At 39.5% G+C, this 17,162-nt stretch carries 12 protein-coding genes and 2 tRNA genes; 1 reads left to right on the top strand and 13 read right to left on the bottom strand.

Going from position 1 to position 17,162, the window contains the following annotated elements:
- Positions 1 to 4: 4 nt before the first annotated feature.
- The 7 genes from rplW to rpsL form a co-directional block, all read right to left on the bottom strand.
- Entirely contained in the window at positions 5 to 310 is a 306-nt protein-coding gene (rplW, locus tag CP368_RS00070; protein ID WP_025005264.1) for a 50S ribosomal protein L23, read from the bottom strand.
- Positions 310 to 927: a 50S ribosomal protein L4 gene (rplD, locus tag CP368_RS00065; RefSeq protein ID WP_025005265.1), complete on the bottom strand. Its 618-nt coding sequence runs from the start codon at positions 925 to 927 to the stop codon at positions 310 to 312. The genes rplW and rplD overlap by 1 nt, the downstream gene beginning before the upstream one ends.
- A gap of 14 nt (positions 928 to 941) precedes the next feature.
- The gene (rplC, locus tag CP368_RS00060) at positions 942 to 1,580 is read right to left on the bottom strand and encodes a 50S ribosomal protein L3 (protein WP_003625776.1); all 639 of its coding nucleotides are present in this window, start codon (positions 1,578 to 1,580) and stop codon (positions 942 to 944) included.
- Positions 1,581 to 1,603: 23 nt separating this feature from the next.
- Complete coding sequence (gene rpsJ, locus CP368_RS00055; protein WP_013641475.1) at positions 1,604 to 1,912, bottom strand: 30S ribosomal protein S10; 309 nt, start codon at positions 1,910 to 1,912, stop codon at positions 1,604 to 1,606.
- Positions 1,913 to 2,229: 317 nt separating this feature from the next.
- A complete protein-coding gene (gene fusA, locus CP368_RS00050; protein ID WP_098043640.1) occupies positions 2,230 to 4,323 on the bottom strand; it encodes an elongation factor G in 2,094 nt (697 codons plus the stop codon).
- Positions 4,324 to 4,356: 33 nt separating this feature from the next.
- The gene (gene rpsG, locus CP368_RS00045; RefSeq protein WP_003549021.1) at positions 4,357 to 4,827 is read right to left on the bottom strand and encodes a 30S ribosomal protein S7; all 471 of its coding nucleotides are present in this window, start codon (positions 4,825 to 4,827) and stop codon (positions 4,357 to 4,359) included.
- Between the two features lie 15 nt (positions 4,828 to 4,842).
- A complete protein-coding gene (rpsL, locus tag CP368_RS00040; RefSeq protein WP_025014719.1) occupies positions 4,843 to 5,250 on the bottom strand; it encodes a 30S ribosomal protein S12 in 408 nt (135 codons plus the stop codon).
- A gap of 182 nt (positions 5,251 to 5,432) precedes the next feature.
- On the opposite strand from rpsL, the gene CP368_RS00035 reads away from it, so the two are divergent.
- Complete coding sequence (locus CP368_RS00035) at positions 5,433 to 6,116, top strand: A24 family peptidase (protein ID WP_087175957.1); 684 nt, start codon at positions 5,433 to 5,435, stop codon at positions 6,114 to 6,116.
- Between the two features lie 52 nt (positions 6,117 to 6,168).
- On the opposite strand, the gene rpoC is transcribed toward CP368_RS00035, so the two are convergent.
- The 6 genes from rpoC to CP368_RS00005 form a co-directional block, all read right to left on the bottom strand.
- Positions 6,169 to 9,822: a DNA-directed RNA polymerase subunit beta' gene (rpoC, locus tag CP368_RS00030; protein ID WP_025005269.1), complete on the bottom strand. Its 3,654-nt coding sequence runs from the start codon at positions 9,820 to 9,822 to the stop codon at positions 6,169 to 6,171.
- 15 nt (positions 9,823 to 9,837) lie between these two features.
- On the bottom strand, positions 9,838 to 13,479 hold the full coding sequence (locus tag CP368_RS00025) for a DNA-directed RNA polymerase subunit beta (protein WP_098043639.1): 3,642 nt from the start codon (positions 13,477 to 13,479) through the stop codon (positions 9,838 to 9,840).
- Positions 13,480 to 13,701: 222 nt separating this feature from the next.
- Positions 13,702 to 16,182: an ATP-dependent Clp protease ATP-binding subunit gene (locus CP368_RS00020; protein ID WP_098036400.1), complete on the bottom strand. Its 2,481-nt coding sequence runs from the start codon at positions 16,180 to 16,182 to the stop codon at positions 13,702 to 13,704.
- 106 nt (positions 16,183 to 16,288) lie between these two features.
- Positions 16,289 to 16,744: a GAF domain-containing protein gene (locus tag CP368_RS00015; RefSeq protein WP_025005272.1), complete on the bottom strand. Its 456-nt coding sequence runs from the start codon at positions 16,742 to 16,744 to the stop codon at positions 16,289 to 16,291.
- Between the two features lie 76 nt (positions 16,745 to 16,820).
- Positions 16,821 to 16,894, bottom strand: a tRNA-Pro gene (locus tag CP368_RS00010).
- A 35-nt stretch (positions 16,895 to 16,929) separates the two neighbouring features.
- Positions 16,930 to 17,004: transfer RNA gene (locus CP368_RS00005), tRNA-Gly, on the bottom strand.
- Positions 17,005 to 17,162 lie beyond the last annotated feature (158 nt).

Raw genomic sequence — 17,162 nt, 5'->3', positions numbered from 1 at the left:
CCTATTACTTGTTGTCTTCTTTATTTTCGTCTTGGAAAATCTTGATGTCGTTTGAATCGTTAGTTAAAGTGACGATTGCCTTTCTACGACGAGCAGTCTTACCAGTGTAACGACCTACTCGCTTGTCTTTACCGCGAACATTCATAATGTTAACGCTCTTTACCTTAACATCGAAGATTTCTTCAACAGCATTGCGAACTTGTGTCTTGGTTGCAGTTAAAAGCACGTCGAATGTGTACTTCTTATCATCCATTAAGTTCGTGGACTTTTCAGTAATGACAGGTCTTAAAATGATATCGCGTGCGTCCATTAAGCCAAAACCTCCTCGATCTTCTTAACAGCATCTTGAGTCAAGATTAACTTATCATAGTTAACTGCATCTTCAACGTTCAAACCGTTAACTGGAACAGCCTTAACCTTAGCTAAGTTTCTTGCGGAAAGTTGTACATTGTTATCATCTGAAACAATTAAAACCTTACCATCAACATTTAAGCTGTTTAACATTGATACTAAATCTTTAGTCTTAGGTGCTGACATAGTCAACTTATCTAAAACGATCAAATCCTTATCAATCATCTTTTGGGAAAGAACTGACTTAATAGCCAAACGACGTTGCTTTCTTGGCATCGTGTATGCGTATGAACGAGGTGTTGGGCCAAATACTGTACCACCACCACGCCATTGTGGAGATCTGATAGAACCTTGACGAGCACGACCAGTACCCTTTTGTCTCCAAGGCTTCTTACCACCACCGCGAACGGCAGATCTGTTCTTAACCTTTGAGGTACCTTGACGCTTACCGGCTCTTTGTCTAATGATTGCTTCAAAAACGACACTTTCGTTAGGCTCAATACCAAAAACTTTATCGTTTAAAGTAACTTCACCAGAATCTTTACCGTTTTGATCCATAACTTTTAAATTAGCCATTCTAGTCCTCCTTCCTATTTATCAGCCTTAACAGCTTTAGAAGCAGTCTTAACAACGATTAATGAGTTCTTAGCACCTGGAACATTGCCCTTGATCATCAATACGTTCTTGTCTGCTACAACTTTTTCAATTACTAAGTTTTCAATGGTAACTTTCTTCATACCCATGTGACCTGGCAAACGCTTGCCCTTTGGTACACGGTTAATGATGGAACCCATTGAACCAGGAATTCTATGGTATCTTGAACCGTGGGTTTCTGGTCCTCTTGATTGGCCCCAACGCTTGATGTTACCTTGGTATCCATGACCTCTTGAAGTACCAGTAACGTTTACAACGTCACCTTCCTTGAATGTATCCACAGTAACTTCTGAGCCGACTTCATAGTCCTTAAGCTCAACACCGCGGATTTCCCGAATGAAGCGCTTAGGTGAAGTCTTTGCCTTATCAGCATGACCTTTTTCTGGTTTGTTGCTCAAAACTTCACGCTTGTCTTGGTAACCTAATTGAACAGCTTCATAACCGTCTGATTCAACAGTCTTAACTTGCATAACAACGTTAGGAGTTGCTTCTACAACTGTTACAGGAACAAGGACACCATCTTTAGTAAAGATTTGAGTCATACCAACTTTTCTTCCTAAGATTCCTTTGGTCATGTTTACACCTCTTTCTATTTAAATTACAACTTAATTTCGATGTCTACGCCGCTTGGAAGATCAAGCTTCATTAATGAATCAACAGTCTTAGGTGTTGGATTCAAAATATCGATTAAACGCTTGTGAGTGCGCATTTCGAATTGTTCACGTGAGTCCTTGTTCATGTGTGGTGAACGAAGAACAGTGAATAAAGTTCTTTCTGTTGGAAGAGGAACTGGACCTGAAATTTCAGCACCAGTTCTCTTTGCAGTAGCTACGATCTTAGCAGCTGATTCATCGAGAATACCGTGTTCGTATGACTTAAGTCTAATACGAATTGTTTGACTTGCCATTAAATTACCTCCTTAACGTCTTCTTTAAAAGATGACTCGCTCGGCAAAAATTCCCCGCACGCCACTGTGGCAATGCAGCCTGGCGTGCCGCAACCTTTTGCGTCAACGCTTTACAACAATTTTAATTACTCAAGGCACAATCGTCCCTTAAGCACAAAGACTATTTTACTTTGTCTTTCCTTAAATATCAAGGCTTAAGGGCATTTTTTCTAAAAAAGATTTACAAAAAAAGAGTTATTGAAAATTCTCAATAACTCTTTTTTATATGTAATTGTTTTCAATTAAGCTAAAAGCATAAAGCTTTTCACTATTAAAAATTATTCAGCTTCGCCGCCGCGCTTTTTAATAATGTCAGCTTGAATTGACTTAGGTGTTGGTGAGTAGTGATCAAATACCATAGTAAATGTACCACGACCTTGAGTTGATGAACGCAAAGTAGTTGCGTAACCAAACATTTCTGAAAGTGGAACAAATGAGTTGATGATCTTAGCACCTGCTCTGTCTTCCATACCTTCCATAGTACCACGACGAGCAGTGATTGAACCCATAACATCACCTAAGTATTCTTCTGGAGTGGTTACTTGAACCTTCATAATTGGTTCCAAGATAACAGCGCCAGCTTTTGAAGCAGCGTTCTTCAAAGCAAGTGAAGCAGCAACCTTGAAGGCAGCTTCTGATGAGTCGACTTCGTGGTAACTACCATCGTAAAGCTTAGCCTTAACATCGATCAATGGGTAACCTGCAAGAACACCATTCTTCATAGCTTCTTGTAAACCTTGGTCAACTGAAGGAATGAATTCACGAGGAACAACACCACCAACAATGGCATCTTCAAATTCGTAACCCTTACCTTCTTCGTTAGGAGTAAAGTCAATCCAAACGTCACCGTATTGACCCTTACCACCTGATTGACGAACGAACTTACCTTGTGCCTTAGCTTCCTTAGTGAAGGTTTCACGGTAAGCAACTTGTGGTTCACCGATCTTAGCATCAACGTTAAATTCACGTCTCATACGTTCAACCATGATATCAAGGTGAAGTTCACCCATACCTGAGATCAAAGTTTGACCAGTTTCTGGGTTAGTTTCAGCACGGAAAGTTGGGTCTTCTTCAGTAAGCTTTTGCAAAGCAACGTCCATCTTATCACGGTCAGCCTTTGACTTAGGTTCAACTGATACTTGGATAACTGGATCTGGAACTTTCAAGCTTTCCAAAATAAGTGGGTGATCTGGGTCAGTTAATGAGTCACCAGTAGTGGTGTTCTTCAAACCGATGGCACCAGCGATATCACCTGAGAATACTTCTGGAATTTCAGTTCTTGAGTTGGCGTGCATTTGAAGCAAACGACCTACACGTTCACGACTGTTCTTTGAAGCGTTCAATACGTATGAACCTGATTCAAGAGAACCGGTGTAAACACGGATGAAAGTCAAACGACCTACGAATGGGTCAGTAGCGATCTTGAATGCAAGAGCTGCAAATGGCTTCTTATCGTCAGCCATAAGTTCAACTTCATCACTAGTCTTAGGATCGTGAGCAACGTAAGGCTTAACGTCAAGTGGTGATGGCAAGTAGTCAATAACACCGTCAAGCATCATTTGAACACCCTTGTTCTTGAATGCTGAACCAGCATATACTGGGAAGAATTCCAAGTTCAAAGTAGCTTTACGGATAGCTGCCTTTAATTCATCGTTAGAAATTTCTTCACCGCCAAGGTATTTTTCCATGATGCCGTCGTCAACGTCAGCAACAGCTTCAATTAACTCACCACGACGCTTTTCAGCTTCTTCCTTGTATTCATCAGGAACTGGTACAGTATCCCACTTTGAACCAAGCTTGTCTTCATCGTAGATATCAGCAACCATGTTGATCAAGTCGATAACACCTTCGAAGGTATCAGCTGAACCAATTGGCATTTGAACAGCATGAGCGTTAGCATTTAAACGTTCGTGTAATGATTTAACTGACTTATCGAAGTCAGCACCAATCTTATCCATCTTGTTAACAAAAACAATACGAGGAACACCGTAAGTTTCAGCTTGACGCCATACGTTTTCAGTTTGTGGTTCAACACCAGCTTGGGCATCAAGAACAGTTACGGCACCATCAAGAACACGGAGTGAACGTTCAACTTCGATAGTGAAGTCAACGTGTCCTGGGGTATCAATGATGTTAATTCTGTAGTCCTTCCATTGTGCAGTAGTGGCTGCAGAAGTAATGGTGATACCACGTTCCTTTTCTTCATCCATCCAGTCCATTTGTGAATCACCTTCGTGAGTTTCACCAATTTTGTGGATCTTACCAGTGTAGTAAAGGATACGTTCAGTAGTAGTAGTCTTACCCGCATCGATGTGGGCCATAATACCAATGTTACGTGTCTTTGCTAATGGAAATTCACGCTTGTTAGCCATAAATTATTCTCTCCTTAAAATAAAACGAACGAATTAGAAGCGGTAGTGTGCAAATGCACGGTTAGCTTCAGCCATACGATGAACGTCTTCACGCTTCTTAACTGCTGAACCAGTGTTGTTTGAAGCATCGATGATTTCGTTAGCTAAACGTTCATCCATAGTGTGTTCGTTACGTAAACGAGCGTATGAAACAAGCCATCTTAAACCTAAAGTAGTTCTTCTTTCAGGACGTACTTCAACTGGGATTTGGTAGTTTGAACCACCGATACGGCGAGCTCTAACTTCCAAAACTGGCATAACGTTGTTCATAGCTTCTTCAAATACATCAAGTGGTTCCTTACCAGTCTTGTCTTGAACAATGTTGAAAGCATCGTAAAGGATTGAAGATGCCTTAGCTCTCTTACCATCAATCATCAAGTGGTTAATTAACTTGGTAACAAGCTTTGAGTTGTAAACTGGATCTGCTAAAACGTCTCTTTTAGTTACGTGACCTTTTCTAGGCATTATTTAACTCCTCCTTTAATCTTTCTTAGTACCGTACTTAGAACGGCCTTGCTTTCTGCCATCAACACCAGCAGTATCGAGGGCACCACGAATGATGTGGTAACGAACACCAGGAAGGTCCTTTACACGACCACCACGAATTAAAACAACTGAGTGTTCTTGCAAGTTGTGTCCTTCACCTGGAATGTAAGCAGTAACCTCGATTAAGTTTGAAAGACGAACACGAGCGTACTTACGTAAAGCTGAGTTAGGTTTCTTTGGAGTCATAGTACCCACACGAGTTGCAACACCACGCATTTGTGGAGCTGGGTTGAATACTGATTCCTTCTTCATACTGTTGTAGCTGTAATTCAAAGCAGGTGACTTTGACTTAGTAACCTTTGAATGACGGCCTTTTCTTACCAATTGATTAATGGTTGGCATTAAAATTTCCTCCTAAAATTACTATTTTGTTCACACATCCGGGAGTTTCTTTTTATACTCACGAACAGACTGTTCAAAACATACAAACACTATTGTACTCGGTTTTTAATAGAAATCAAACTTTTTCAAAATAAAAAAAGAAAAACAATGATTTTTTGCGTATTAAATAGTGAGGTGATTTTTTGAATTTAATTTATACTTTTACTAATTTTGCAATTGGAACTTGTATTGCATCCCACATGGCAGTAGTTTTTGATCGATGGGAGAACAGAAATTTCATTTTTTCTCGCTCTTATTGCAAAAATTGTCACTTTGAATTATCTTTGCTGGACGAGATTCCTCTTATTTCTTACTTATTATTGAAAGGACGTTGTCATTATTGTAAACAATCTATTCCAAGTGAATTATTTCTGTTTGAATTAGTTGGAGGATTTGCCTTTTCTTTGATTGACTTCAGCTCTATTAGTGGCATCACATCTTCTGTGTTTCTTTCCTCTCTTCTTTTGACGGCTATCGCTGATTTTTATGAAAAAGAATTTGATCTTTTCTTTCTTTTTCCTGCAATAACTATCGCTATCTTAGAAAATAAGTTCTCTGCTTTTACGACCTTAGATTTTATTTCTCTTATATTAATTATTTCAATTTTCAGTTGGAATATTTTTAAGCATAAAATGGGGCTAGGCGACCTATTAATTTATCTCACTATTGCCAGTTACTTAACTCCTTCTATTGCTAACATAATATTTTTATTTGCTTGCTTCTCACTTTTATTATTTTTCGTAATTGAACATAAAGATTCCAACTATCATTATCCTTTCATACCATTTATTTTCTTAGGTTTAGTTCTAACACAATTTTTAAACTAAAAAAGCGTTCCTATTCTTTATGAATAGAAACGCTTTTTATAAGAACTAAATTTTACTTACTTTGTTCTTTTTCTTTCATTTGCTTTTCAATATCAGCAATTGAGTAAACTGAATCTGGCTTCTTAACGTCAGCTTCAGGTTCCATGCTGCGGTATACAGGCATACCAGTACCAGCTGGAATAATCTTACCGATAATAACGTTTTCCTTAAGTCCAAGAAGTGGATCATTCTTACCTCTGATTGAAGCATCAGTAAGAACACGAGTAGTTTCCTGGAATGAAGCAGCTGACAAGAAACTATTAGTTTCCAAAGCAGCCTTAGTAATACCCAAGATAACGCTTTGTGCAGTTGCTGGAATACCACCAGAAATAATAACTTCCTTGTTACGGTCTCTAAATTGACCGATATCCATAACTTCACCTGGCAAGATGTCAGTTTCACCTGGATCAAGGACACGTACCTTTTGAAGCATTTGACGAGTCAATACTTCGACGTGCTTGTCGGCAATGTCTACACCCTGCATTCTATATGCCTTTTGAACTTCAGCCAAGATGTACTTTTCAGTAGTTAAAGTATCAGTAACTTGGATCAATTCCTTAGGATCAACAGAACCGAGAGTCAACTTATCACCACGGTGAACATAATCGCCTTCAGATACAGCAACAGAAGCAGTGTAAGGAACACTGTAACTTCTAGTATCAATCTTACCTTTAACAGTAATTTCACGAGTATGTTCTGCTGGATTTTCTTGAATTGAATCAATTACACCATCTACTTCAGAAATGGTTGCACGACCCTTAGGGTTACGTGCTTCGAACAATTCTTGCACACGAGGCAAACCTTGAGTAATATCTTCGGCACCGGCAACACCACCGTTGTGGAAAGTTCTCAAAGTAAGCTGAGTACCAGGTTCACCAATTGATTGAGCGGCAACAGTACCTACTGCTTCACCAACTTCAACTTCTTCACCAGTAGCAAGGTTCATACCGTAACACTTGCGACATACACCGTGTGGAGTATCACAGGTAAGAATTGAACGAATCTTAACATGGGTTACTCCCGCATCACAGATCTTATGAGCCATGTTTTCATCCATCATGACATCTCTGCCAACAATAGCTTCACCAGTCTTAGGATCCTTAACTGTTTCAGCAGTGAAACGACCAACCAAACGATCAAATAATGGTTCGATCATTTCGTCACCTTCCATGATGGCGCTAACTGTAATACCACGATCAGTACCACAATCATCATCACGAATAATAACGTCCTGAGCAACATCAACCAAACGACGAGTTAAGTAACCTGACTGAGCAGTCTTCAAGGCAGTATCCGTCATACCCTTACGAGCACCGTGAGTGGACATGAATAATTCCAATACTGACAAACCTTCCTTGAAGTTTGAAGTAACAGGAATTTCGAACAAACCACCGTTAGGAGTAGCCATCAAACCACGCATACCAGCTAACTGAGTAAAGTTAGAAATGTTACCACGGGCACCTGAGTCGGCCATGATTGAAATTGGGTTACGTGGTGAGTGAATTTGAGCAATTTCGTTTTGGATTTCATCCTTACATGCATTCCAAATACTAATTACCCGGTCGTGACGTTCTTGTTCAGTAATTAAACCACGTCTGAATTGCTTAGAAACAATATCAACTTGCTTACGTGCCTTAGCTACCTTTTCATCCTTATCTTGAATTTCTGGGACGTCATTCATACCAATAGTAATACCTGAAGTAGTTGAACTAGTGTAACCTAACTTCTTCAAGTCATCCAAGTATTCTGAAGTTCTTTGAACCTTGTAGTACTTGTAGATAGTAGCAATAGAGTCTGACAAGAAACTACTCTTGAATGGTGTAGCAATTAAATCATCGCCAACTTCATCAATCTTGTCATGAATATCTTGACCCTCACCTAAGAAGTACTTAGCATCCAAAGGATTATTTAAGTTTTCTTCACTTGGTTCATTGATGTAGAAGTAATCATCTGGGAATAATTGGTTAAAGACAAGCTTACCGTATGTAGTAATGAAAATGCCATGTTCATGACCTTGTGGCCATGGCTTTTTAGGCATAGCATCAGCTGACATACCAATAATAGTATGGTAGTGAATATCACCATTTTCATAAGCTACAGTTGCTTCAGCTGGTGAACTAAAGATCATGCCTTCACCTTCACGACCACGTTCAGCTTGAGTCAACCAGTAGTTACCCAAAACGATATCCTGTGATGGAGTAACGATTGGCTTACCATCCTTAGGAGCCAAGATGTGGTGAGCAGCAAGCATAAGTAAACGAGATTCAGCAACAGCTTCATCAGAAAGTGGTACGTGGATGGCCATCTGGTCACCATCGAAGTCGGCATTGTAGGCTTCACAAGCTAATGGGTGAAGTCTGATTGACTTACCTGGTACTAAAACTGGTTCAAATGCTTGAATACTCAAACGGTGAAGAGTAGGTGCACGGTTCAAAAGAACTGGACGTTCCTTAATAACGTCTTCAAGTACATCCCAAATATCATCATCTTCACGATCAATCTTACGCTTAGCATTCTTAATGTTAGAAGCAATACCGCGCTTAACCAATTCGTGCATTACAAATGGCTTAAATAATTCCAAAGCCATTGGACGTGGAACACCACATTGATAGAACTTCAATTTTGGTGAAACATCGATAACTGAACGACCGGAGTAGTCAACACGCTTACCAAGCAAGTTTTGACGGAAACGACCTTGCTTACCCTTAAGCATGTGTGAAAGTGACTTAAGTGGACGATTACCTGGTCCAACAACTGGACGACCACGACGACCGTTGTCAATCAAAGCATCAACAGCTTCTTGAAGCATACGCTTTTCGTTTTGAACGATGATGTTAGGAGCGTTCAAATCAAGCAATCTCTTCAAACGATTGTTACGGTTAATTACACGTCTATATAAATCGTTCAAATCTGAGGTAGCAAAACGGCCACCTTCAAGTTGAACCATTGGACGAAGATCTGGTGGAATAACTGGAACTGCATCCATAACCATCCATTCAGGCTTATTACCTGAATTCTTAAATGCGTCCAAAATATCCAAACGTCTAATTGCACGAGTACGTTTTTGACCAGTTGCGGTTTGAAGCTCTTTCTTCAAATCTTTAACTTCTTTATCAAGGTCAACTTTCTTGAGCAATTCGCGAATAGCTTCAGCACCCATCTTAGCTTCAAAACGGTTACCGTATTTAGCTTTTTGTTCACGGTATTCTGCTTCAGTTAATAATTGCTTAGGCTCAAGATCAGTATCACCTGGATCAATTACGATATATGCAGCAAAGTAGATAACTTCTTCAAGCAATCTTGGAGAAATATCCAATACTAAACCCATTCTTGAAGGGATACCTTTGAAGTACCAAATGTGGGTTACAGGGGCAGCTAATTCAATGTGTCCCATACGTTCTCTTCTTACTTTTGAAGAAGTAACTTCAACACCACAACGGTCACAAACGATGCCACGGTATCTAACACCCTTATATTTACCACAGGCACATGACCAATCTTTAGTTGGTCCAAAGATTCTTTCATCAAATAGACCATCTTTTTCAGGTTTTAAAGTACGGTAGTTGATGGTTTCAGGCTTCTTAACTTCACCATATGACCAGCTTCTGATCTTGTTAGGTGATGCAAGACCAATTTGCATACTTTCAAATTTATTTACGTCGATCAAAAGTTTAACCTCCTACTATTTAGAAACTTTGTCGTCAGATTCATCTGCAGGAGCTACTGGCTTATCTGCATCTTTCTTATCGTCTTTTTTATCTTCTGATTTTCCAGTTTCTTCGGCTAACTTCTTTTTTTCTTGTTCTTCTGCCATACGTGACAATGAATCAATGTTTAAATGTTCACTTGAATCTTCATCCATATCACGAAGTTCAATTTCATTATGATTCATATCAAGAACACGAATATCCAAACCTAATGATTGAAGTTCCTTAACAAGCACACGGAATGATTCTGGAACACCTGGCTTAGGAATTCTTTCGCCCTTAACAATTGCTTCATATGCCTTTACACGACCAACAACGTCATCTGACTTATAGGTCAAGATTTCTTGCAATGTGTAAGCTGCACCATAAGCTTCAAGGGCCCAAACTTCCATTTCACCGAAACGCTGACCACCAAACTGAGCTTTACCACCCAAAGGTTGTTGAGTAACCAATGAGTAAGGCCCAATTGAACGTGCGTGGATCTTGTCATCAACCATGTGAGTAAGTTTCAAGTAGTGCATGACACCAACTGAAACACGGTTGTGGAATGGTTCACCGGTACGACCATCGTAGATAACAGTCTTACCGTCTTTATCAACACCAGCTTGACGAACAGTGTCCCAAACATCACTTTCGTTGGCACCATCAAATACTGGAGTAGCTACGTGAATACCTAATTGACGTGCTGCAGCACCCAAGTGCAATTCAAGAAGCTGTCCAATGTTCATACGTGATGGAACACCCATTGGGTTCAAACAGATATCTACTGGAGTACCATCTGGTAAGTATGGCATATCTTCTTCTGGAACGACAGCAGCAACAGTACCCTTGTTACCGTGACGACCAGACATCTTGTCCCCAACTTGAATCTTTCTCTTTTGTGCAATGTAAACACGAACCATAGTATTAACACCTGGTGAAAGTTCATCGCCGGCTTCACGGGTGTAAACCTTAACGTCTTGAACGATACCGCCACCACCGTGTGGTACACGAAGTGAAGTATCACGAACTTCACGAGCTTTTTCACCAAAGATAGCGTGAAGTAATCTTTCTTCAGCAGATAATTCAGTTACGCCCTTAGGAGTTACCTTACCTACCAAAATATCACCATCGTGAACTTCAGCACCAACGCGGACAATACCATCAGCATCAAGGTCCTTCAAAGCATCTTCACCGATGTTAGGAAGTTCTCTTGTGATTTCTTCAGGACCAAGCTTAGTATCACGAGCTTCTGATTCGTAGTCTTCAATACTAATTGAAGTATAAACATCATCCTTAACCAAACGTTCTGAAAGCATGATGGCATCTTCATAGTTGTACATGTTCCAAGTCATGAAGGCAATAAGTGGGTTTTGACCTAAAGCAAGTTCACCATGATCCATAGTTGGACCGTTAGCAATAACATCACTAGCATCAACATGATCACCCAACTTAACATTAGGAGTTTGGTTGTATGACTTAGAGTTGTTTGAACGACGATACTTTTCAAGAGTGTACTTGTCTAAAGTACCATCTTCACGTCTAATACGGATTTCGTTTGCATCTACGTATTCAACAGTACCAGCATCCTTAGCTACTAAGGCAGCACCTGAATCGTGAGCTGCACGATATTCCATACCAGTACCAACAAGTGAGCCATGTGGGTTGATCAAAGGAGCAGCCTGACGTTGCTGGTTGGCACCCATCAAAGCACGGTTAGAGTCATCGTTTTCAAGGAATGGGATACATGCTGAAGCTACAGAAACAACTTGTTTAGGAATAACGTCCATGTAGTCAATCTTGTCTGGAGTAACTTCGACGTTATCTTCCTTTTGACGAGCTAAGATTAAATCACTCTTAAATGAACCATCATCATTCAAAGGAGTGTTAGCACCAGCAATGATGTAGTTATCTTCTTCATCAGCAGTCAAGTAGTCGATCTTGTCAGTAACCTTGTGGGTCTTCCAAGATACACGACGGTATGGAGTTTCGATGAAACCATACTTGTTAATGATTGCGTATGAAGCAAGTGAGTTAATCAACCCAATGTTAGGACCTTCTGGAGTTTCGATAGGACACAAACGACCATAGTGAGTATAGTGAACGTCACGAACTTCATATCCAGCACGGTCACGAGTCAAACCACCAGGCCCTAAAGCTGACATACGACGCTTGTGAGTCAATTCACCCAATGGGTTGTGTTGATCCATGAACTGTGAAAGTTGTGATGAACCGAAGAATTCCTTGATACTTGCAACAATTGGACGAATATTGATCAATTGTTGTGGAGTAACAGTTGAAGGATCTTGGATTGACATTCTTTCACGAACAACACGTTCCATTCTTGCCAAACCGATTCTGAATTGGTTTTGAAGAAGTTCACCAACACGACGAATACGACGGTTACCCAAGTGGTCAATATCATCAGTTGTACCGATCTTGTCTTGCAATGCGAAGAAGTAGTTGATTGAAGCCAAAACATCTGCTGGAGTTAAATGCTTAACATCTGCAGCAATGTGACCATTTGACATTAACTTGACTTCACGTTCAGGATCTATCTTTGAGTAAACCTTAATTTCTTGAACTGTAATAGGATCTGGTAATACGCCTTCCTTTGAAGGTTGGTAAGTTACCATCTTGAAGTCATCACGATCAAGGTATGGAGCCAACTTGTCCATTACTTCGTGAGTAACAACAGTATCCTTCTTAGCAATGATTTCACCAGTATCTGGATCAGCCAAAGTTTCAGCTAAAGTTTGACCATACAAACGATTCTTAAGAGAAAGCTTCTTGTTGATCTTGTAACGACCAACTGGTGCTAAATCATAACGACGTGGATCGAAGAAACGAGCATACAAAAGTGAACGTGATGAATCAGTTGTCTTAGGTTCACCTGGACGTAATCTTTCGTAAATATCCTTTAAAGCTTCGGCTACACGAGAATCTGCTGGATTCTTGTGAACATCTTTGTCCAAAGTAAATTGCAAAGTATCGCTTTGACCAAACATATCGATGATGTCACTGTCTGAGCCAATACCCATAGCTCTAATTAAAACAGTAAGTGGCAACTTACGAGTACGGTCTACACGAACGAATGAAACATTCTTAGCATCAGTTTCATATTCAAGCCAAGCACCACGGTTAGGAATAACAGTAGTACCAAAGATTTGACGACCATTCTTGTCGTAATCACCAGTGTAGTACACACCTGGAGATCTTACTAATTGAGAAACAATAACTCTTTCGGCACCATTGACGATGAATGAACCTGATTCAGTCATTAATGGTAAATCGCCAAAGAATACATCTTGAGTCTTAATTTCACCAGTTTCTTGGTTAGTAAGCTTCAAAGTTACGTGCATTGGTGCAGCATAAGTTGCATCATGATCACGAGCTTCATCAACTGTATACTTAGGCTTTTGAAGCTTGTAGCCAACATATTCTAATGAAAGCTTACCTGAGAAGTCACTAATAGGCATGATGTCATCAAAGACTTCTTTAATGCCTTTATCAAGAAACCACTTATATGATTCGGTTTGAACATCAGTTAAGTTAGGGAGCTTCAATACTTCTTTAATGCGAGAGAAGCTACGTCTAGTTCGATGCTTACCGTAGTTCACTACGTGTCCATTTAACAAGGAAAAACATCCTTTCTGTCTAAGAAAGCAAATATTACATTTCTGTTACAAATTCAAAAAACTGCAATTTTAGGCATAAAAAAGACAAAAACGAAGCTTTTTCGTTTTTGTCCTTATCATTTTGCTGGACAATAGATCAGCAAAATCCTGAATCTCAGTCTTTTTAAACCAGTAAAAATTATATGCCTTTTTCTACTTTTTGTCAAGGCCTAATGCCTGATATCACTTAGTTTTTACCAGCTTTTTATCAGAAACAACATCAAATTTTAAATGGCCATGTTGACTACCGATTTTTAAAGTATCATTTGATTTTACTTCACTGGTAATCAACATTTCTGCCAATTTATCTTCGATATCATTTTGAATTGCTCTTCTAAGTGGTCGAGCACCATTTTCGGGATCATAACCATCTTGAACGATTTTATCTAGAGCAGCGCGAGAAATCTTAAGTGTGATTCCTTTCTTCTGCAAACGAACTACCAATTTATGAGTCAACAAGGTAACAATGTCACGCAATTGTTTCTTAGTTAATTCATCAAAGATAATCGTCTCATCGATTCTATTCAAAAATTCTGGACGGAAGAATTGTTTAATTGCTTGCTCTACCTTAGCTTGTCTTGCCTTAGCTTGATCAACCTTATCAGCATTAAAGCCTACAGCCTTGCTGTCAAATAAAGTACGTGATCCCAGATTAGAAGTCATGATAATAATCGTATTTCTAAAATCAACTTTTCTGCCTTTAGAATCTGTCAAAAATCCTTCATCTAAGACTTGCAAAAGTAAATTGAATACATCTGGGTGAGCTTTTTCAACTTCATCAAGCAAGACAACAGAATATGGATGACGACGAACTTGTTCAGAAAGTTGACCGCCCTCTTCATAACCAACATAACCAGGTGCTGATCCGATTAACTTGCTGGAAGCGATTTGATCCATATATTCTGACATATCTAATCTGATCAAATTATCTTCTGAGCCAAACATTGCGGCTGCAACTGACTTAGCAAGTTCCGTTTTACCTACACCAGTTGGGCCCAAGAATAAGAATGATCCAATTGGGCGTCGTTCATCTTTAATACCACTTCTACTACGACGAATTGCACGAGCTACAGCGGAGACAGCTTTATCTTGTCCAATAACTCGTTTGTGCAAAATACTTTCGAGGTTAGCTAATTGGCGACTCTCATCCCTCTTCATTTGAGTAACTGGTACGCCTGTCCAATCAGACACTACCTTGGCAATATCTTCTGGTTCAACAATAGCCTCAGCACTAACTTTAACTTGCAGCGCATTTTCCATTTTTTCTCGTTGCATTTGCAAGTTATTTTGTGCTTCTTGAAGTTGCGCAGCCTGAACAAAGTTTTGACTTGCAGCAGCCTCATTTTTTTGCTCAATAATACTCTTTATTTTTTCATTAATTTGAACTAAATCTTTATTTGAACCAACATTAGTCTTAATTTTAACAGCTGCACTGGCTTCATCTACCAGATCAATTGCCTTATCGGGTAAGAAACGATTGGTAATGTAACGGCTAGATAGATCAACAGCATCCTCAAGACTGGCATCTGAAATAGTTACATGATGGAACTTCTCATATTTAGGTCTAAGTCCATTCAATATAGCCAATGTATCTTTCTTAGTAGGTTCATTCAAACGTACTTGTTGAAAACGCCGGGCTAATGCTTGATCTTTTTCAATATACTTTTGATATTCATCAAATGTAGTAGCACCAATCATTTGAATATCGCCACGAGCAAGTGATGGCTTCAAGATATTAGAAGCATCGATTGCTCCTTCAGCACCACCAGCACCAATCAAAGTATGCATTTCATCAACAAACAGAATGACCTTGCCATCTTTAGCAATTTCATCCAAAATCTTCTTCATTCTATCTTCAAACTCGCCACGATACTTGGTACCTGCTACTAAACTGCCCATGTTAAGAGCCATTACTCGTTTATTGAGTAAATCCTCTGGCACTCTTTTATTAACAATTTCTGTAGCAATTGCTTCAGCGACTGCAGTCTTACCTACACCAGGTTCACCTACTAAAACTGGATTATTCTTAGTACGACGAGACAAAATTTGAATAACTCGCTTAATTTCCTTTTCGCGGCCAATAACTGGATCAATACCGCCTTCACGAGTACGTTGATTCAAATTAACAGCTACTTTATCTAGAGTTGGTGTAGTACTATTTTTACGTTTCTTTTGCCCTGTAGCTGTATTGCTATTACCTAACCAGCTTGCTGAGTCGCCAAAATCTTGTTCCTGATCTAAGCTATCATTAACATCTTGACGTAAGCGACCAATATCCACATTTAAATTCTTGAGAATCATGGCCGACAAGACTTGTTCACTAGCTGTTATTCCAAGCAAAACATGATTAGTTTCAATTTCTTTATATCCACCTTGATCGGCTTGTCTTTTTGCATAATCTAGTGCCAAGCTTAAACGAGGTGACATTTCCATATAACTAGTTTTAGGTGCTGAACCGTAGCCGGTGTAGCGCTCAATTTCTTCACGCACAGCAGTAGGAGTTAAGCCCCATGAACGAAGTATCTTCCCTGCTTCACCGTCTGTTTCAATTACTAAAGCCAATAAAACGTGTTCTGTTCCGATTAAGCGATGATGGAAATTCTGTGCTTGTTCACGTGCAATTTCCAATACTTGATTAACGCTTTTACTATATGAGTTTTCCATACAAACACCACCCCTTTAAAATACGTTATGGTATTTTACTTTTATTTTGTCAGTAAGTAAAATAATTTAACTTATCTCCGTGATCATTATGATCAAAAACGCGCAATTAATCAAAAATTGCGGCGGCAATTTCAGTTAAATATTTTTGATCTGTTTCATCAAAATTGTTTAGCTTAGTAGAATCAAAATCGAAAACGCCCCATAATTTTTCATCCTTAAAAATAGGCACGACGATTTCAGAATTCGAAGCACTGTCGCAAGCGATGTGACCAGCAAATTCATGGACGTTGGGCACAATTTGCGTTTTTTCTTCCTTAGCTGCTGTTCCGCAAACGCCTTTACCCATTTGAATATGCACACAAGCTGGCATCCCTTGGAATGGGCCTAAAATCAACTCGCCGTTTTCAAAGCGATAAACACCAGCAAAATTAACATTATTAAGCGAATTAAACAAAAGCGCAGATAAATTAGCAGTATTGGCAATCCAGTCATCTTCGCCATCAACTAGTGCCTTTGCCTGCTGCACTAACAATTCATAATTTTCTTTCGTAGTAGCTGTCATTCTCATGTCTCCTATAGTTTTAGTGTGTATTATAGCAAAAAGAAAAAAGCTGTCTATTAAGACAGCTTAAATATAATCGGGAAAACGCGATTTGAACGCGCGACCTCTACGTCCCGAACGTAGCGCTCTACCAAACTGAGCTATTTCCCGAAAAAAAGACTCACCATTCGGTGAGCCTTCTATCTTGGAGCGGAAGACGGGATTCGAACCCGCGACCCCCACCATGGCAAGGTGATGTTCTACCACTGAACTACTTCCGCACAACAGTTATTATTATAGCAAATGCATTTTTCATTGCAAGGTATTTTGCCAAAAAAGATAAATTTATTTTAGGCACAAAAAAAGCTCACTTCCGTGAGCTTTTATCTTGGAGCGGAAGACGGGATTCGAACCCGCGACCCCCACCATGGCAAGGTGA

The organism is Lactobacillus sp. UMNPBX17 (assembly GCF_002553735.1).
Classification (GTDB): Bacteria; Bacillota; Bacilli; order Lactobacillales; family Lactobacillaceae; genus Lactobacillus; species Lactobacillus gallinarum.
This window is presented reverse-complemented; position numbering and strand designations above follow the sequence as displayed.